At 71.0% G+C, this 17,250-nt stretch carries 19 protein-coding genes; 10 read left to right on the forward strand and 9 right to left on the reverse strand.

The annotated features are described in order from the left end of the window. Position 1: 1 nt before the first annotated feature. The 3 genes from uraH to ACZ7OU_RS45370 form a co-directional block, all read right to left on the reverse strand. Positions 2-319, reverse strand: a complete 318-nt coding sequence (uraH, locus tag ACZ7OU_RS45360) for a hydroxyisourate hydrolase (protein WP_470260014.1) — start codon at positions 317-319, stop codon at positions 2-4. Continuing rightward, positions 316-795 carry a 2-oxo-4-hydroxy-4-carboxy-5-ureidoimidazoline decarboxylase gene (uraD, locus tag ACZ7OU_RS45365; RefSeq protein WP_470244964.1) on the reverse strand — a complete coding sequence of 160 codons (480 nt, stop codon included), beginning with the start codon at positions 793-795 and terminating at the stop codon, positions 316-318. The genes uraH and uraD overlap by 4 nt, the downstream gene beginning before the upstream one ends. A gap of 79 nt (positions 796-874) precedes the next feature. Continuing rightward, on the reverse strand, positions 875-1,381 hold the full coding sequence (locus tag ACZ7OU_RS45370) for a helix-turn-helix domain-containing protein (protein WP_470260015.1): 507 nt from the start codon (positions 1,379-1,381) through the stop codon (positions 875-877). A gap of 131 nt (positions 1,382-1,512) precedes the next feature. On the opposite strand from ACZ7OU_RS45370, the gene allB reads away from it, so the two are divergent. Beyond that, entirely contained in the window at positions 1,513-2,841 is a 1,329-nt protein-coding gene (gene allB, locus ACZ7OU_RS45375) for an allantoinase AllB (protein ID WP_470260016.1), read from the forward strand. A gap of 1 nt (position 2,842) precedes the next feature. Then, on the forward strand, positions 2,843-3,856 hold the full coding sequence (gene alc / locus ACZ7OU_RS45380; RefSeq protein ID WP_470260017.1) for an allantoicase: 1,014 nt from the start codon (positions 2,843-2,845) through the stop codon (positions 3,854-3,856). A gap of 48 nt (positions 3,857-3,904) precedes the next feature. Here alc and ACZ7OU_RS45385 read toward each other — a convergent pair whose 3' ends face one another. From ACZ7OU_RS45385 to ACZ7OU_RS45400, 4 genes are all read right to left on the reverse strand, one after another. After that, the gene (locus ACZ7OU_RS45385) at positions 3,905-4,078 is read right to left on the reverse strand and encodes a hypothetical protein (RefSeq protein ID WP_196425520.1); all 174 of its coding nucleotides are present in this window, start codon (positions 4,076-4,078) and stop codon (positions 3,905-3,907) included. Between the two features lie 453 nt (positions 4,079-4,531). Further along, positions 4,532-5,287 (reverse strand): MBL fold metallo-hydrolase, encoded by a 756-nt coding sequence (locus ACZ7OU_RS45390; protein WP_470260018.1) that lies wholly within the window; start codon positions 5,285-5,287, stop codon positions 4,532-4,534. A gap of 36 nt (positions 5,288-5,323) precedes the next feature. Then, positions 5,324-5,800 carry a CoA-binding protein gene (locus tag ACZ7OU_RS45395; protein ID WP_470260019.1) on the reverse strand — a complete coding sequence of 159 codons (477 nt, stop codon included), beginning with the start codon at positions 5,798-5,800 and terminating at the stop codon, positions 5,324-5,326. After that, positions 5,797-7,083, reverse strand: a complete 1,287-nt coding sequence (locus ACZ7OU_RS45400; protein ID WP_470260020.1) for an O-acetylhomoserine aminocarboxypropyltransferase/cysteine synthase family protein — start codon at positions 7,081-7,083, stop codon at positions 5,797-5,799. The genes ACZ7OU_RS45395 and ACZ7OU_RS45400 overlap by 4 nt, the downstream gene beginning before the upstream one ends. Before the next feature lie 278 nt (positions 7,084-7,361). Between ACZ7OU_RS45400 and ACZ7OU_RS45405 the strand changes: the two genes are divergently transcribed. The 5 genes from ACZ7OU_RS45405 (at position 7,362) to ACZ7OU_RS45425 (ending at position 11,114) form a co-directional block, all read left to right on the forward strand. Next, the gene (locus tag ACZ7OU_RS45405; protein WP_470244957.1) at positions 7,362-7,892 is read left to right on the forward strand and encodes a DUF3887 domain-containing protein; all 531 of its coding nucleotides are present in this window, start codon (positions 7,362-7,364) and stop codon (positions 7,890-7,892) included. 40 nt (positions 7,893-7,932) lie between these two features. Then, on the forward strand, positions 7,933-9,231 hold the full coding sequence (locus ACZ7OU_RS45410; protein WP_470260021.1) for a serine hydrolase: 1,299 nt from the start codon (positions 7,933-7,935) through the stop codon (positions 9,229-9,231). Continuing rightward, positions 9,228-9,665: a VOC family protein gene (locus ACZ7OU_RS45415; protein ID WP_470244955.1), complete on the forward strand. Its 438-nt coding sequence runs from the start codon at positions 9,228-9,230 to the stop codon at positions 9,663-9,665. Before ACZ7OU_RS45410 ends, ACZ7OU_RS45415 begins: the two co-directional genes overlap by 4 nt. A gap of 62 nt (positions 9,666-9,727) precedes the next feature. Next, entirely contained in the window at positions 9,728-10,141 is a 414-nt protein-coding gene (locus ACZ7OU_RS45420; RefSeq protein WP_470244954.1) for a PPOX class F420-dependent oxidoreductase, read from the forward strand. Between the two features lie 115 nt (positions 10,142-10,256). Further along, positions 10,257-11,114, forward strand: a complete 858-nt coding sequence (locus ACZ7OU_RS45425) for a sigma-70 family RNA polymerase sigma factor (RefSeq protein ID WP_470244953.1) — start codon at positions 10,257-10,259, stop codon at positions 11,112-11,114. A gap of 6 nt (positions 11,115-11,120) precedes the next feature. Here ACZ7OU_RS45425 and ACZ7OU_RS45430 read toward each other — a convergent pair whose 3' ends face one another. Together ACZ7OU_RS45430 and ACZ7OU_RS45435 are read right to left on the reverse strand one after the other, a co-directional pair. Continuing rightward, entirely contained in the window at positions 11,121-11,714 is a 594-nt protein-coding gene (locus ACZ7OU_RS45430; RefSeq protein WP_470260170.1) for a (2Fe-2S)-binding protein, read from the reverse strand. 288 nt (positions 11,715-12,002) lie between these two features. Beyond that, positions 12,003-12,854: a putative RNA methyltransferase gene (locus ACZ7OU_RS45435; RefSeq protein ID WP_470260022.1), complete on the reverse strand. Its 852-nt coding sequence runs from the start codon at positions 12,852-12,854 to the stop codon at positions 12,003-12,005. Positions 12,855-13,028: 174 nt separating this feature from the next. On the opposite strand from ACZ7OU_RS45435, the gene ACZ7OU_RS45440 reads away from it, so the two are divergent. The 3 genes from ACZ7OU_RS45440 to ACZ7OU_RS45450 are packed head-to-tail and all read left to right on the forward strand — an operon-like array spanning position 13,029 to position 17,071. Continuing rightward, positions 13,029-14,411 carry an ammonium transporter gene (locus ACZ7OU_RS45440; RefSeq protein WP_470260023.1) on the forward strand — a complete coding sequence of 461 codons (1,383 nt, stop codon included), beginning with the start codon at positions 13,029-13,031 and terminating at the stop codon, positions 14,409-14,411. Continuing rightward, entirely contained in the window at positions 14,408-14,746 is a 339-nt protein-coding gene (locus tag ACZ7OU_RS45445; protein WP_086855863.1) for a P-II family nitrogen regulator, read from the forward strand. The genes ACZ7OU_RS45440 and ACZ7OU_RS45445 overlap by 4 nt, the downstream gene beginning before the upstream one ends. 9 nt (positions 14,747-14,755) lie before the next feature. After that, entirely contained in the window at positions 14,756-17,071 is a 2,316-nt protein-coding gene (locus ACZ7OU_RS45450; RefSeq protein WP_470260024.1) for a [protein-PII] uridylyltransferase, read from the forward strand. Positions 17,072-17,250 lie beyond the last annotated feature (179 nt).

Consider the following 17,250-nt stretch of genomic DNA (forward strand, 5'->3'; position numbering starts at 1 on the left):
TTCAGCTCCCTCGGTAGGTCGAATAGGCGAACGGGCTGAGCAGGAGCGGCACGTGGTGGTGCGACGTGCCGTCGGAGATCCGGAAGGTGAGCGCCACCTCCGGGAAGAAGGCGTCCGGGCCGAGGTAGGCACCGGTGTCGAAGACCAGGCGGTAGACGCCGGAGTCCAGGGTTTCGGGGCCGAGGTCGCGGACTCGGCCGTCGTCGTCGGTGCGTCCGTCGGCGATCGGCTTTCCTTCGGCGGTTTCGAACCGGACGGCGATCCCCTTCGCGGGACGGCCGGTCGCCGTGTCGAGGACGTGGGTGGTCACGAGGCTCACGCGGTCACCGCTTTCGCGAGTCGGAGTTCGGCGATCTTCAACAGTTCCCGCCCGGCGACGGCCAGTTCGGTCGCCGGGTCGTTGTCGAGCCGGCTTTCGAGGATCTTCAACAGCTCTTCCCCGCTGCGGCCACTGGCGCAGACGAGATAAACGTGCCCGAACTTGGCTTCGTACCGGGCATTCGCGGCGGCGAACGCGTCGGCGTTGTCCACACCGGACTGTTCGGACCGCGACCAGTCGGCCTCGGTCCCTTGCTGCTTCGGCTTTTCGCCGATCCGGGGATGGGCGGCCATGGCCTGCCGGATCTCGTCGCTGCTCAACGGCAGGTCTGCGGCGACGGTCAGCGCGTCCCGGCTCGCGTAGGGCCGGTGGTCGAGAATCGCGTCCACCCATCGGGGGACGGCGAGACAGGCGGTCAGCGCCGGACGGACATCGTCGGCGCCGGCGGCGTTGAAGTCGGTGAGGGTGAGCGGCACGGGGAACTCCTCGTGAGTGGCGTCCCGCTGACCGTACGTCGGCGCCGGAGTTCCGTCAACAGTTTGTTGAAAGCCCTGGTCAGTCGGCTTCCCGGTTGAGGTAGTTGTAGACGGTGAACCGCGTGACCCCCAGCGCGTCGGCCACCGACGAGACGGATTTCCGCAGCCCGAAGGCCCCGCGTTCCCGCAGGACGCGCACGGCTCGCTGCTTGCCGGCGCGATCGAGCTCTCCCAGCTTGGCGCCCATTTCGCGCTCGACGTCGGCGATGAGCCGGGCCAGCGCGTCGGTCAGTTCGACGGCCGGGCCGGCCGTTTCGGCGGGCCTTTCGCTCGCTTCGGCGCGCCCCGGCTCGGCCTGGCGCACTTGCAGCGTCACCTGGGTCGCGCCCCCGTCGAGGGCGGCCCGCGCGATCGCCGGAAGCGCGCCGAGCAGCTCCTTCGCCTCGCCACGGGCGAGCGTCCCCAGTGGCCCGAAGTCGGTCTCCAGTCCCGCTTCCGCGGCGGCGTCGCGCGCGGCGACGGCGTGCTCGGGTGGCGAACCCTCGCCGTGGAACGGTTCGGTCGTGAACTCCGCTTCAAGCCGCACGAGGATGACCGTAACGCGCGGCTGCCGTCGTTGACGAGTGGCGCGCGCCGTGGTTACTGTCGTTGTGCGAAACCGTCTTTCCGTACTGTGAAATCGGCGGTGGTTCAATCCTCCCGGAGAAGGGTTTTCGGATGGATCTTGTGGTGCGCGCAGCCCGGGCCGTGACGGCCGAGGGCGAGGTTCCGGCGACCCTCGGAGTCGACGGCGGCCGGATCGTCGCGGTCGAACCCGGCGGCGCTTCGCTGTCCGGCGATCGCGTGCTCGACCTCGGCGACGACGTCGTGCTGCTGCCGGGACTCGTCGACACACACGTCCACGTCAACGACCCCGGCCGCGCCGAGTGGGAGGGCTTCGAGACGGCGACCCGCGCGGCCGCCGCGGGCGGGGTGACCACGATCGTGGACATGCCGCTCAACAGCCTGCCGCCGACGGTCGACGTCGCGGCGCTGGAGGTCAAGCGCAAGGCGGCGACCGGCCGCGTGCACGTCGACGTCGGGTTCTGGGGCGGCGCGATCCCGGGCAACGTCGGCGATCTGCGTGGCCTGCACGACGCCGGGGTGTTCGGCTTCAAGTGCTTCCTGCTGCACTCGGGCGTGGACGAGTTCCCGCCGCTCGACCCGGCGGGGCTCGACGAAGCGTTGCGGGAGCTGAGTTCCTTCGACGCGCTGATGATCGTCCACGCCGAAGACGCGCACGAGATCGACGAAGCGCCGGAGCCGCACGGCGGTCGTTATGTCGACTTCCTGCAGTCCCGGCCGCGCGCGGCGGAGAACCTCGCGATCACGCACGTCATCGAGGCGGCCCGCCGCAACGACGCCCGCGCGCACATCCTGCACCTGTCCTCGGCGGAGGCCCTGCCGCTGGTCGCTTCGGCGCGCCGCGACGGGGTGGCGCTGACGGCCGAGACCTGCCCGCACTACCTCAGCTTCATCGCCGAGGAGATCCGCGACGGCGCGACGCAGTTCAAGTGCTGCCCGCCGATCCGTGAGGCGGCCAACCGCGAACTGCTCTGGCGAGGGCTCGCCGACGGCGTGATCGACACCATCGTCAGCGACCATTCGCCGTGCACGCCGGAGCTGAAACGCTTCGACAGCGGCGATTTCGGGCTCGCGTGGGGCGGGATTTCCAGCCTGCAGCTGGGACTGCCGGCGATCTGGACGCAGGCGCGGCAACGCGGGTTCGCGCTCACCGACGTCGTCCGCTGGATGGCCGAGCGCACGGCCGCGCAGGCCGGGATGCGCCGCAAGGGCCACCTCGCGGTGGGCTACGACGCCGACTTCTGCGTGTTCGCGCCGGAGGAGGCGTTCGTGGTCGACGTTGCGAAGCTGAAGCACCGCAACCCGGTCAGCGCGTACGACCGGCGGCCGCTCGCCGGCGTCGTGCGTTCGACCTGGTTGCGGGGCACCGAAATCACCGGCGACGAGCCCCTCGGCGCGTTGCTGACCCGGGGAGACTGCTGAAGTGGAGGCCGCCTTGTCCGACCGTCCTGAGTGGACTGAACTACCCGACCTCGCGTCACGCCGTTTCGGCGGGACGGTGATGTGGGCGACCGACGAGCTGTTCGCCGAGAAGGAGAACCTGGTCAACCCGTGGACGCCGGCGCACCGCGCCGAGACGTTCGGCCCGAAGGGCCAGGTCTACGACGGCTGGGAGACCCGCCGCCACCGCGAACCGGGCGACGACCAGGCGGTGGTGCGCCTCGGCCTGGCCGGCACGGTCACCGGCGTCATCGTCGACACGGCGTTCTTCAAGGGCAACTACCCGCCGTTCGTCTCGGTCGAGGCGACGTCGGTACCGGGCTACCCCAGCGCGTCGGAGCTGGCGTCAGCGGACTGGGACGTCCTGGTCGACCGCGCCCCGGTGGCCGGCCACACGGAGAACTTCTACGCGATCATGGGTTCGCGCCGGTACACGCACGTACGGCTGACCCAGCACCCGGACGGCGGAGTGGCGCGCCTGCGCGTGCACGGCACGCCGATCCCGGACCCGGAGTTGCTCGATCTCGACGCGCTCGACCTCGCGGCCCTGGAGAACGGCGCGCTGGTCACGGGCTGCAGCAACAAGTTCTATTCGTCGCCGAACAACGTGCTCTCGCCAGGGCTGGCGGCCCACCAGGCCGAGGGCTGGGAGACGGCCCGCCGCCGCGACGACGGCAACGACTGGCTGACGCTGCGCCTGGCCGGCGCGGGCATCGTCCGGTTCGCCGAGCTGGACACGAGCAACCTCAAGGGCAACGCGCCGGGCTGGGCGTCGGTCAGTGGCCGCGACACGTACGGCGAGTGGGTGACGTTGTTGCCCAAGACCCGCCTGCAGCCGGACACGCGCCACCGGTTCGCACTGAAGGACGGCCCGGAGGTGACGGAAGCCCGCCTGGACATCTACCCGGACGGCGGGCTGGCGAGGCTGCGCCTGTTCGGCCGGCTCACCGAAGCGGGCCGGACGAACGTGAAGGCCCGCTTCTCCAAGACGCGCTGACATGGCGCGAGCCGTCGGCCTCGGCACCCAGTTGCCGGCGGCTCGCGCTCAGCCCGCGTTCGGCCGGTTGAGGTAGGCGGAGGCCAGCGACAGGACGCAGGCGCAGCCGATGATGGCGCTCACCCACCACTCCAGCCCGGCCACGACGCTCCAGACGAAGGCCGCCGCCGCCAGCACGGCGACGAGGATGTTCCGGAACTGCAGCGGGGTCGGCTTGGCCATGCGACCAGCCTCTCACGGGCGCGAGTCCACCCATCGCGCGCCTGGGGAGGACACGTCGGGACCGGCGCCGGTCGCTCCCGCGGAACGTTGCGTCGGGACTGCCGCGGGCTGCAGCCGGGGTGCCTTGCGTCGGGGCTGGCGCTTGGCCGCTGCCCGAGGTGGCTTGCGTTGGGACTGGCGCTTGGCCGCTTCCGGGGTGGCGTGTGTCGGGACTGCGGCGGGCCCCATCCGAGGTGTCTTGTGTCGGGGCTGGCGCACGGCCTTTCTGTGGCGACTTGCGTCGGCTGATGTCGGTCCCTCCCGCGGTGCCTCCGCCCGGACCGACGCCGGCTCTCCCCGCGGCCGGTGTCACCTCCGGGTGTCTCGCGAGCTGCGGCCAACCCCTCCCGTGCTCGTGGGCAGGCGTCAGACTGGTGTCCTCTCGGTCGAGTCCGCCGCGCTCCCGGGCCGGCGTCAGATCTCCGCGCGCTCGCCGGGCTCGAGCAGCACGAGCCGGTCGGTGAGGCCGGCCGTCTCGAACTCCTTCCGCAGTGTGTCCGGTCCTTCGCTGAAGTGCTGCCAGCCGCGGAAGTGCAGCGGCACCACCTTCGCGGCGCCGAGTACCTTTGCCGCCTCGACGGCGTTCGCGCTGGTCAGCGTCAGGGGAGCGCCGTCGAAGAGTGCCGTCCGGGCGGCGCCCGCGAACAGCACCGCGATGTCGATGCGGAACCGCGACGCGATCTCCCGCACCAGCTCGACTGACGCGTTGTCCCCGCTGACGTACACCGTCGGCAGGCCGTCGCCGCTCAGGACGAACCCGGTGACCTCGCCGGTCGTCGGTTCGGCGCCCTCCGGCCCGTGCAATGCCGGGACGGCGGTGACCGTCAGCCGTCCGACCTGCGTCTCCTCCCACGGCTTCAGACCTCGCGCGGTCCCGCCCAGCCGATCGGCCCCGCTGGGCGTGATCAGCGTCAGCGGTACCGTCCCCAGGTACGCACGGCCGCGGTCGTCCAGGTTGTCGGGGTGCTGGTCGTGGGACAGCAGGACGGCGTCCACCACGCCGACCGCGGCTTCGGTCAGCACCGAGTCCTCGGTCTTGACGAGTACGCGATCGCCGATGGGATGGTCGCCGGGCGCGTCGAAGGTCGGGTCGGTGAGCAGCCGGACCCCGCCCAGCTCCAGGAGTGCGGTCGGGCCCCCGGACAGGGTGATCCCCAGGTTCTCGGTCATACCTCCGGCCAACAGTGGGAACGGACGTTCTCTTCCCTAGGGTGCCGACTGCCTCCGGGAACTGATCACGCCAGTGTTGAACCCCGCCAGATGGAGCCCGCCCGCGAAGCGCGCGTGTTCGATCTTCACGCACCGGTTCATCACGACGTCCAGCCCGGCCGCCCGCGCCCGCTCGGCCACCGGCTCGTGCCACAGCCCGAGCTGCAGCCACAGCGTCCGCGCGCCGGCGTCGATCGCCTCTTCGGCCACCTGAGGCAGGTCGTCGTGCTTCCGGAACACGCTGACCAGATCCGGTTCTTCCGGCAGGTCCTTGAGCGAGGCATACACGGGTTTCCCGAACAGCGTGTCCAATCGCGGGTTCACGAAGTTGACTTCGTAGCGCGTCGACGAGAGCAGGTACGTCGCCACGAAGTAGCTGGGCCGCGCCGGGTTGTCGGACGCGCCCACCAACGTCACCGACTTGGTCCGGTTGAGGACCGCGCGCCGCTCGACCGCTCCCACCGCGTACGTCATCCGGCCACCGCCTTGCCCAGCGCCTGGTCGAGGTCCCAGACGATGTCCTCGACGTCTTCCAGGCCGACCGACAGCCGGATCAGGTCGGGCCCGACACCCGCGGCCGCGAGCTGGTCCTCCGACAGCTGCGCGTGCGTGGTCGACGCCGGGTGGATCACGAGCGTCCGCGCGTCCCCGACGTTCGCCAGGTGTGACAGCAGCTCCACCGATTCGACGAACTTCTCACAGGCCGCCCGGCCGCCGTCGATGCCGAACGAGAACACCGCGCCCGGCCCGGCGGGCAGGTACTTCTTCGCCAGGTCGTGCTGCGGGTGGGAGGGCAGCCCGGCGTACGACACCCAGGCCACCCGCGGGTCCGCTTCGAGGTACTCGGCGACCGCCCGGGCGTTGGCCACGTGCGCGTCCATCCGCTGCGGAAGCGTCTCGACCCCTTGCAGCAGCAGGAAAGCCGAGTGGGGCGACAGGACCGCGCCGATGTCCCGCAGCTGCTCGGCGCGCAGCCGCGTGCAGAACGCATACTCCCCGAAATTCTCCCAGTACCGCAGGCCGCCGTAGCTCTCCACGGTCTCGGTCATCCGCGGGAACTTCCCGTTGCCCCAGTCGAACTTCCCGGACTCGACGACGATCCCGCCGAGCGTCGTCCCGTGGCCGCCGAGGAACTTCGTCGCCGAGTGCAGCACGATGTCGGCGCCGTGCTCGATCGGGCGGCACAGGTACGGCGTCGCCAGCGTCGCGTCCACCACCAGCGGGATGTCGTGGGAGTGCGCGAGATCGGCCAGCGCCGCGAGGTCGGCGATGCCACCGCCGGGGTTGCCGATCACCTCGGTGTAGAGCAGCCGGGTCCGGTCGGTGATCGCGGCCGCGTAGTCGTCGATTCCGCCGCTGACGAACGTCGTCTCCACGCCGAACCGCCTGAGCGTGCCGGTGAGCTGGGTGACCGTGCCGCCGTAGAGGCCGCTCGCCGACACGATGTGGTCGCCCGCCTCGGTGAGCGCGCTGAAGGTGAGGAACTCCGCGGCCTGCCCGCTCGCGGTCGCGACGCCACCGATGGCGCCCTCGAGGCTGGCGATCCGCTCCTCGAACGCGGCCACGGTCGGGTTCCCGATGCGGCTGTAGATGTTGCCGTACTTCTGCAGCGCGAAGAGGTTCGCCGCGTCGGCGGCGTCCTCGAAGACGAAGCTCGTGGTCTGGTAGATCGGCACGGCTCGCGCGCCGGTCGCCGGATCAGGGGTGCCGCCCGCGTGCAGTGCTCGGGTGCGGAAGCCCCAGGTGCGTTCACTCATCGGTTCTCACCGTAACCGTCCTCCCCGTCGGATGGCCACGCCTCTCAGGTGATGGGCGGGACCATTTCGTGCCGCCGAGCGTAGCACGTAATAGGATTACGTGCGCTACACTCGAAAGCATGAAATGCGCCGCGTGTGGCAAGCCGCTGCCACCTCGCCAGGGATCAGGGCGAAATCGCCAGTACTGTGACGCCACTTGTCGGAGCGCCGCCCGCCGGCAGCGCGAACACGTAAAGAATGACTTGACAAACCCGGGTCGTCAATTCATTCTTGACAGCGTGCCGAAGCACGGACCACTGGCCGAAGTCGGCGAGGCGTTGCGGAAAGTCCGCGCCGCCGAGGCGACGTTGCGGGAAGCCGTGGAAGCGGCCAGGGAGGCCGGGCACACCTGGCAAGAGATCGGCGATCTGCTGGGAACCAGCCGGCAGGCCGCCTTCCAGCGGTTCGGCCGGCCGGTCGATCCGGCGACGGGGGTGTCCATGGTGGAGCTGAACCCGCCCGACGCGATCCACCGCGCCGAAGGGCTCGTGGCGGAGCTCGTCAGTTGTCAGTGGCACGAGGTGCGCCGGGACTTCGACGACCGCATGCAGGCAGCGGTCGGCGAGGACGAGCTGCGGCTCGCCTGGGCCCAGCTGGCCGGGTCGGTCGGACGGTACGAGCGGATGGGGGAGCCGTATGCGCGGTCCACGGGTGACTACACGGTCGTCCACATGCCGCTGGCCTTCGAGGCCGGCGAGCGGACCGTGCAGGTGACCTACCGGGAGGACGGCCGAGTGGCCGGGTTGTGGATCCGGCCGCCCGAGGGGTAGCCGGTGATCAAGGGGGAACGATGGAAGCACAGGGGGAAAGATGAAGACAGCGATAGCGGGCGTGCTCGTGATCCTGGCGCCGCTGGTGGCTCCGGCGGCCCAGGCCGCCGAGCTGCCCACGGCGACGGACCAGCTCGAGTGGGTGGTCGACGCGACCGCGCGCGTTCCGGTGACCGATGCCGAAGTGCGCGAGCACGTCGCCCAGGTCCTGCTGACGGCCGCGGGTGGCACGGCGGGAGTCAACGGTGCGCTCGCCAAGCTCGGCCCGATCGAGGTGAAACGGATCGTCACCGAGGCCCCGGACCACGTGGCGGCGGCGGTCCACGGACCCGCTGACGACTACCTGCTCGACCTCCACGTCGACCAGGCCGGGCTGATCGACGGACTGAAAGCGAGCCCGGACGACCCGGTCCCGGCGTCCTGGCCGGAGGTCGACGCGCAGCTCGCGGCGCTCGGCGCCCGCGTGTCGTTCGGCGCGTCGGAGATCCTTCCGGACGGGCGTTGCCGGGACGTGCACGGCGTCCGCGACGACGTGCAGCGGCCGCTGGGTTCGGCTTTCAAGCTCTACGTTCTGGGCGCGCTCGGCAAGGCGGTCGCCGAGCACAAGGCGTCCTGGAGCGAGCAGCTGGCGATCCGCGACGACTGGAAGAGCCTGCCATCCGGGGTGTTGCAGAACGAACCGGCCGGTACGCGGCTCCCGCTGACCGAGTACGCCGACAAGATGATCTCGATCAGCGACAACACCGCGACCGATCACCTGATCCACCGGCTCGGCCGGGACGCCGTGCAACGGCAGGTCACGGCGTTCGGCAACCAGCGGCCGTCGGCGAACGTCCCGTTCCTGACCACGAAGGCGATGTTCGAGCTCAAGGCCACGCAGTACCCGGCTCGCGCGGATGCCTACCTGGCGCTGCCACGCTGGGCGCGTCCCGCGGCGGTCGCCGGACTGGAACGCCTTCCGCTCACCGGTCTCCAAAGCTGGCAGGCGCCCGAGAAGATCGACGACATCGAGTGGTTCGGTTCGCCGGACGACATCTGTCGTGCGTTCTCGGGGCTGCAGAAGGAGAACCAGCCGGAGATCGGGCACGCGCTGTCGCTGAACGACGGTGGCCTGGGACTCGACCGGGCGAAGTTCCCGGAGGTCTGGTTCAAGGGCGGTAGCGAACCCGGCGTGCTGACGTTGAACTACCTGGCGCGCACCGCGGACGGTCGCTCGCTGGTCACCAGCGTCATGGTGTCGGACCCGGTCGCGCCACTGGACGAAAACCACGTCGCGGCACGGGGAATCGCCGTCGCGAAGGGTGCGGTGGCGCTTCTCGCGGCTACGCTTCGTCCGTGACGGTGCGGTGGAGCGTGACGATCGACTGCGCGGGGCCCCGCGCCCTGGCGAGGTTCTGGGCGGTGGCCCTCGGCTACATCGAGCGGCCACCACCCGCCGGGTTCGCCAGCTGGGAAGCCTGGTTCTCGCACCACGACGTGCCCGAAGCGGAATGGGACGACGGCGCGTACCTGAGCGATCCGGAAGGCGTACTGCCGAACCTGAGCTTCCTCAAGGTGCCCGAGGAGAAGGTCGTGAAGAACCGGCTGCACCTGGACGTCCAGGCCGGCGGCGGGCGCGAGGTTCCGTGGGAGACGCGGTGGGAGCGGGTCGTCGAAGCGGTCGCCCGGCTCACCGCCGCGGGCGCGGTGGTGGTGCGGGAGTACGAACTGGACGGCCGTCCGGACCACTTCCTGATGGCGGATCCGGAGGGCAACGAGTTCTGCGTGCTCTGAGCTGTCGATCCGGGCGCCACCAGTTCGTGTAGGAGGTGGATCCGGGTCACGAAGGAGCGCTCATGACATTCACCGCCGAAGAGATCGACTACCTGCGTTCGCAGCCACTCGCCCGCGTGGCGACGCTCGGTGCGGAGGAGCAGCCGGACGTGGTCCCGCTCGCGTTCGAGTTCGACGGCGAGCACTTCTGGGTCGGTGGCGTCGGCGCGGCGGTGGCGGCGACGCGCAAGTTCCGCAACGTCGCCGCCGGTCGCCGGAAGGTTGCCCTGGTGGTGGACGACCTGGTGTCGCTGCGGCCGTTCATCGCCCGGGCGATCCGCGTGTACGGCGACGCGGACGAGCCCGTGGAACGGACGGGCTTGGTCGGGCCGGGGTGGTACTCCCGGATCACCCCGCGGGTTTCGTGGAGCTGGAACATGGCGGGGGAGCCCGCGGGCGAGACGTGGTACGAGCCGAGGAAGGTGGTTCACGGATAGCTGATCGGATCGCCGGGATGACCGGGATCACTCACGGTGTCGCGCGTTCTCGTCACATCGGCCGCCGTCGCGGGGTCTACTGCTACGACTGCGGCGCGGGAAGGAACGGGACACGGTGGACACGCTGACCGAACGGTTCGAGCAGGAGCGGGCGCGGCTGCGCGCGGTCGCCTACCGGATGCTCGGATCGGCGAGCGAGGCCGACGACGCTCTCCAGGAGGCCTGGCTGCGGTTCGACCGCACCGACACAGGTGAGGTCGAGAACGTCGGCGCGTGGCTGACGACCGTCGTCGCGCGGGTGTGCCTGTCCATGCTCCGGACGCGGCGCAACCACCGTGAGGAGCCTCTGGACGGCCGGCCCGAACAGGGTGAGGACCGCCGGGACCCCGAGCAGGAGGCGGAGCTGGCCGACTCGGTCGGGCTGGCGCTGCTGGTGGTGCTCGACGCGCTGGCGCCGGCCGAGCGGGTCGCGTTCGTGCTGCACGACATGTTCGCCGTGCCGTTCGACGAGATCGCGCCGATGATCGACAAGACACCGGCGGCGGCCCGGCAGCTCGCGAGCCGTGCCCGGCGGCGGGTCAAGGGCGGCACCGCGGTGGACGCGGGCCTGCCCCGGCGGCGCAAGGTCGTCGAGGCGTTCCTGGCCGCGTCGCGGGGTGGCGACTTCGATGCGCTGCTCGCGCTCCTCGATCCGAACGTCGTGCTGCACGCGGACCGGTTCGTCGGTCCGAGCCCGGCGCCGGTCGTGCTGCGCGGCGTGGAGAACGTGCGCAAGGGCGCGGTGCTGGCGTCCGAACGGGCCCGTGCCAGCGAGCTGGCCCTGGTCGACGGCTCGCCCGGGCTGCTGTGGGTGCTGGAGGGCCGGCTGTCGGTCGTCCTGGCGTTCCAGGTGGACGGCGACCGGATCACCGGGATCGAGGTCATCGCCGACCCGGAGCGGCTGCGCGGGCTGGAGCTGGCCGTCCTCGACTGAGGCGGGTCAGCGCAGGGCGGCGCGAAGCCGCGCGTCGCGCTCGGCCGGCGTCTGGCGGGGGCAGCTCACGCATTTCGGGTTGCCGACCTCGTAGATCAGACAGCACGACGCGCGACGCACAGCAGGTGCCCGGCCGACCCGGACGAAACGGGGCTTCGGCAGGCCCAGGCCGATCGCGGCGACGAGCGGCTCGGCCAGGGCCATCGCGCGCTCAGGGTCGGGTGTCCACAGCAGCCGGTTGCCGATCGAGTCGGTGGCGATGGCGCCGAGGGCGCGCGCACGAGCCCCGGTGACGCCGGCGATCGTGGTGATGGCGGCCCCGAGCGCCTCGCCGAACGCAGCGCCCAGCTCGGGTAGCCCGCCGGAGAGGGAACGGGTGGACCGGGCGCCGAGGAACCGGCCGTCGGCGACGAGGTCGATCTCCATGGCGTCGAGCGATGGGTCGGCCAACTGGAACCGAGGGGACCGGCGGGCGGCCGGCTGATCGGCCGGTGCGGGCGGTGGGGAATGGGTGGCGGCGAGTTGGTCGGCCGGAGGACGGGCGGTCCCCGACTGGTCAGCCGGTGCCGAGCCGGCCGGCTCGCTCGCCGAGTGCTGCATCCAGCCGGCCGAAAACGGGTCGGTGACGCCCTCTGTTGCGGCGACCAGGCTCTCCAGCGCCGGGGCCACGAGCACCGACGAGAGCGAGTACCACCAGATCGTGCCGAGGACCTCCGGCGGGGCGCAGCCGTAGAGCTTGGCCGCGCCGCCGATGCGGGCGCGGACCCACTCCGCGTCCGCGAGCAGGGTCGCGGGTGCGGTCCAGTCGGGCTTCACGTCGCCCAGCCTTCCAGACCTTCGCGACGGGGGCCGGTGAGATCGACGACTGCGGAGCCTTCCAACACGCCTTCACAGCCGCCGGTAGGTGGCGACCGTGAAGGACACCGTCACCGACTGGGGCTCGGTCAGCGCGTCCAGCCGGGCACGACGGCCGCCGCGGTCCAGGTGGAATGCCGTCGGGCCCATCTCCACCGCCTGGCGGATCTGCTGGGGGTTGAGCTGCGCCGTCCGGCGGACCTCCGTCCGGCTGGTGCGGGCGAAGTACTCGCCGAGGGTGGCGTCCAGGCGCTCGTCCTTGCGATCGTCGACCGACAACACCAGGTCGCCCAGCTCGCGGAGGTGGTCCGGGGCCGGGGACGCGACCGTCAGCAGACCGCCGGGACGCAGGACGCGGTGGAACTCCGGCCCGTTGCGCGGCGCGAAGACGTTCAGCACCACTGACGCCACCTCGTCGCCCACCGGCCACGGCTCCCACAGGTTCCATACCGCCGCACCCAGCCGGTCATGGGCGCGGGCCGCGCGCCGCAACGCCACCGCGGAGACGTCCAGCGCCAATCCCAAGCTGCGCGGGGCCGCCTCCAGGACGTGCGCCAGGTAGTAGCCCGTTCCGGCGCCCGCGTCGATCACGAGACCCTCGGCCTCCGCGCACACGCGGGCCAGTTCGTCCGCGAGCGGCCGGTACGCGCCCGACGCCAGGAAGTCCGCGCGGGCCGTGACCATCGGTGCCGTGTCCGCCGTCCCGGCCGGGATTCGCGCGTGCAACAGGTTCACGTAACCCTGTCGAGCTAGATCGAACGAGTGACCCTGCGCGCAACGCAGTGTGCGATCTACGGCCTCCAACGGAGCGCCGCACACCGAACAGCGCAACGCTTCCACGACCCTTGGTGGCAGTGGGTCATTCCCGTGGTCACTCGAGGTCATGGGGATATTCGACCACGACGTAACGCAACCGGACACTCCAGGACACGTCCCGGGAAACCTGGCCGTAACAACCGGGCACGGACAGTTCACGCGGGCGAAACCTCTCGCGCCGCCTCGTGAAACACCGCGAGCCAAAACTGCCTTCGCAGGACACCCAGGGCACGGGAGGACGATGTGCTGAACGCAGGAGACACCGCATGGGTACTGGCCAGCGCCGCGCTGGTCATGCTCATGACACCAGGATTGGCGTTCTTCTATGGCGGCATGGTCCGCGCGAAGAGCGTCTTGAACATGCTGATGATGAACTTCATCGCGCTGGCCGTGGTGGGGGTGCTCTGGGCCCTGTACGGCTTCTCGATGTCGTTCGGGGACGACGCCTTCGGCGGCCTCGTCGGTAACTTCCACTTCGCCGGCTTGGAGAACACCTTCGGGAAGCTCGCCGGCTTCGCGGTCGCCGCCACCGACTCGGCGCCCGCCGTCGCGTGGCCCGGCACCGACGCGCTGCCGGTGCTCGCGTTCGTCATGTTCCAGCTGATGTTCGCCATCATCACGCCCGCGCTGATCTCCGGCGCCATCGCCGACCGCGCGAAGTTCTGGGGCTGGACGCTGTTCGTCGTCGTCTGGGTGACGGTCGTGTACTTCCCTGTCGCGCACTGGGTGTTCTCGTTCAACGGCTTCGTCGGTGAGAACGCGGTCGGTGGCTGGATCGCCAACAACCTCAAGGCACTCGACTTCGCCGGTGGTACCGCGGTCCACATCAACGCCGGTGCCGCGGGTCTCGCGCTGGCGATCGTGCTCGGCAAGCGCAAGGGCTGGCCGAAGGACACCGGCCGCCCGCACAACGTGCCGTTCGTCCTGCTCGGTGCGAGCCTGCTGTGGTTCGGCTGGTACGGCTTCAACGCGGGTTCGGCGCTGGCCGCCAACGACCTCGCCGCCGTCGCGTTCACCAACACGACCGTCGCCACCGCGGCCGCCGTCCTCGGCTGGCTGATCGTGGAGCAGCTCAAGTTCGGCAAGCCGACCACCCTCGGTGCGGCTTCCGGTGCGGTCGCCGGCCTGGTCGCCATCACCCCGGCGTGTGGTTTCGTGAGCCCTCTCGGGGCGATCGCGATCGGCCTGATCGCCGGTGTGCTCTGCGCGCTGGCCATCTCGCTCAAGTTCAAGTTCGGCTTCGACGACTCCCTTGACGTCGTGGGCGTCCACCTGGTCGGCGGCATCGTCGGCACGCTGCTGATCGGCTTCTTCGGCACCACGAGCGTCAACGCGCTCGGCGCCGACGGTCTCTTCTACGGCGGCGGGTTCACCCAGTTGGGTCGTCAGGCGGCGGCCGCCGGTGCGGTGCTCGCGTACTCCTTCCTCCTGTCCTTCATCATCGGCTTCGCGATCAAGAAGGCGGGCGGTTTCCGCGTCAGCACCGAGGACGAGGTCACCGGCATCGACGAGGCTCAGCACGCGGAGAGCGCGTACGACTTCACCGGGTTGTCCGGCGGTGGCGCTCCGTCCACCATCCCGGTCAAGACCGCCCCGGCCGCGAAACTCGAGGAGAGCAAGGCATGAAGCTCATCACGGCGATTGTGAAGCCGTTCACGCTCGACGACGTCCGCTCCGCGCTCGAGCAGCTGGGCGTGCTGGGTATGACGGTCAGCGAGGTCCAGGGCTACGGCCGGCAGAAGGGCCACACCGAGGTCTACCGCGGCGCCGAGTACTCGGTGGACTTCGTGGCCAAGCTGAAGATCGAGGTCGTCACCGACGACACCAACGTGGAGAAGGTCCTCGAGGCCATCACCACGGCCGCGCACACCGGCAAGATCGGCGACGGCAAGCTGTGGGTGACGCCGGTCGAGACGGTCATCCGGGTACGGACCGGTGAGCGCGGCACGGACGCTCTATAGGCGTCTGGGATGGCCGACGGGGGCGAACTGGTCAAGGCCACCGAGCGTTTGCTCGAGGGCAGGCACGGGAGGCTGGGGGCGTCCGCACTGCGGGCGGCCCTGGTCGACCTCTACGAGTTCTGGCTGGGCAGGGGCGCTTCGGCGGCCGGCGTCGACACCGCGGAACCGGGTGTCGCGCTGGTCGCCGTGGGCGGGCTCGGCCGCCGGGAGCTGGTGCCGTTCTCCGATCTCGACCTGGTGCTGGTGCACAACGGCAACAGCAAGGTCGGCGAGATCGCGGACGCGCTCTGGTATCCCTTGTGGGACGCGAAAGTCGGGTTGGACCACTCGGTCCGCACACCCGGCGAAGCGCTGAAGGTCGCTTCGGAGGACCTTCGCACGGCGATGGGCCTGCTCGACGCCCGGCACCTCTCCGGGGACGCCGAGCTGACCGGCAGGCTGGTTTCCGCGGCGCGCGACCAGTGGCGCCGCACCGCGCGCAAGCAGATCCCGGACATGACGGCGTCGGTCCGGCAGCGCTGGGCCCGCAGCGGCGAGATCGCGCAGTCCGCCGAACCCGACCTCAAGCACGGGCGGGGCGGGCTGCGGGACTTCGCCGTCCTGGAAGCACTGGCCGCGGCGCAGCTCACCGCGCGGCCCGGCGAAGAGCTCCTGGAAGCCAAGGAGCTCTTGCTCGACGTCCGCACCGAGCTGCGGCGCGAGATCCGGCGCGAGCGGGATATCCTGTCCGCGCCGGAGGCCGAGCTGGTGGCCGCCGAACTCGGCTTCGGTGACCGTTTCACGTTGGCCCGCAAGCTTTCCGGTGCGGGACGCACGATCGCGTACGCGCTGGACGTCGCGCTCCGGTCCACTGTGGAGCCGCCGAAACCGCGCTTCGGGCGACGGCCGTCCCGCACTCCGCTCGCCGAAGGCGTGGTACTGCACGGGAACGAGGTCTCCCTGGCCCGTGACGCCGTCCCGGCGAAGGACCCGGCGCTGCTGCTGCGGGTCGCCGCGGCGTCGGCGCGCACGGGCAGGCCCATCGCGCTCGGCACGCTCAAGGCGCTGGCGGAATCGGCGCCGGAGCTGCGGGCGCCGTGGCCGCCCGAGGCGTTGAACGCCCTGGTCGAGCTGCTGGGCGCGGGGGAGGGGCTGGTCGACGCCGTCGAGTCGCTCGACCGGACCGGCCTGTGGGCCCGGCTGTTCCCCGAGTGGGGCGCGGTCCGCGACCTGCCGCCACGCTCACCGGTGCACCAGTGGACGGTCGACCGGCACCTCGTGCGCACCTGCGTCGAGGCGGCCAAGCTGACCACCACGGTGCCACGGCCGGACCTGCTGCTGATCGGCGCGCTGCTGCACGACATCGGCAAGGGCCGCGACGCCGACCACTCGGAGCTGGGCGCCAAGATCTCCCTCCAGGTCGCGACGCGGCTCGGGCTGAGCCCGGCGGACGCGGCGACGGTGTCGGCGATGGTCCGTCACCACCTCCTGCTGCCGCACACCGCGACGCGCCGCGACATCAGTGAGCCGGAGACGGTCGCGCGCGTGGTGAAGACCTTGGACAGCGACCTCGTCCTGGTCGAGCTGCTGCACGCGCTCACCCAGGCCGACTCGCTCGCCACCGGTCCCGGCGTCTGGACCGACTGGAAGGCGCGGCTGCTCGCCCAGCTCGTCACCGGTTGCGAAGAGGTGTTGCACGGCAAGGGGTTCACCGCGCCCGAACCGATGGACGACGAACAGCGCGAGCTCGTCGCCCAAGCGGTGGCCTCGGGGACCGGCGAGATCCGGATCAGTGCCCAGGGCAAGGTCGTCACGGTGCTGCTGGCCGTGCCGGCCCGCGCGGAGCTCCTGGCGCCGGCGGCAGGCGTGCTGGCGCTGAACTCCCTGGAAGTGCACTCGGCGGTGCTGCGCGGCCACGACGGCGGGCGCGCCGGCGTCTTCACAGCGTCCCCGAAGTTCGGCTCGTTGCCGGACGCGACGCTGTTGCGCGAGCAGTTCGCCCGCGCGGTCGCCGGCACCCTTCCGCTTACCCAGCGGCTGGCGGCGAAGGAACGCGACTACGGCTCGCCGGACGCGGCCCCGGTCGCGCCGAAGGTGCTCTGGTTCGACGACGAGACGAGCGGCCCCGACACGGTGGTCCTCGAACTGCGCGCCGCCGACCGGATCGGCCTGCTGTTCCGGGTCGCGGGCGCGCTGCGCCGGTGCAACGCGGAGGTCCGCTGGGCGAAGGTCTCGACGCTGGGCGGGGCGGTGGTGGACTCGTTCGCGGTGACGCCCCGCGGCGGCCGCATCGAGCCGGGCTGGCGGCGCGAGGTGGAGCAGGCGATCGTGGCCGCGGCTTCCTGAGCCGGCGAGCCCTCGGCTCGGTTCACTCGACATCGGGTGAACCGAGCCGGTGGCTCAGGCACGTGGTGGCGGGCAGGCTTCCCCCGAGCCGAGCCGAGCCGAGCCGAGCCGAGCCGAGCCGAGCCGAGCCGAGCCGAGCCGAGCCGAGCCGAGCCGAGCCGAGCCGAGCCGAGCCGAGT

This window comes from Amycolatopsis sp. NPDC114505 (assembly GCF_055633615.1).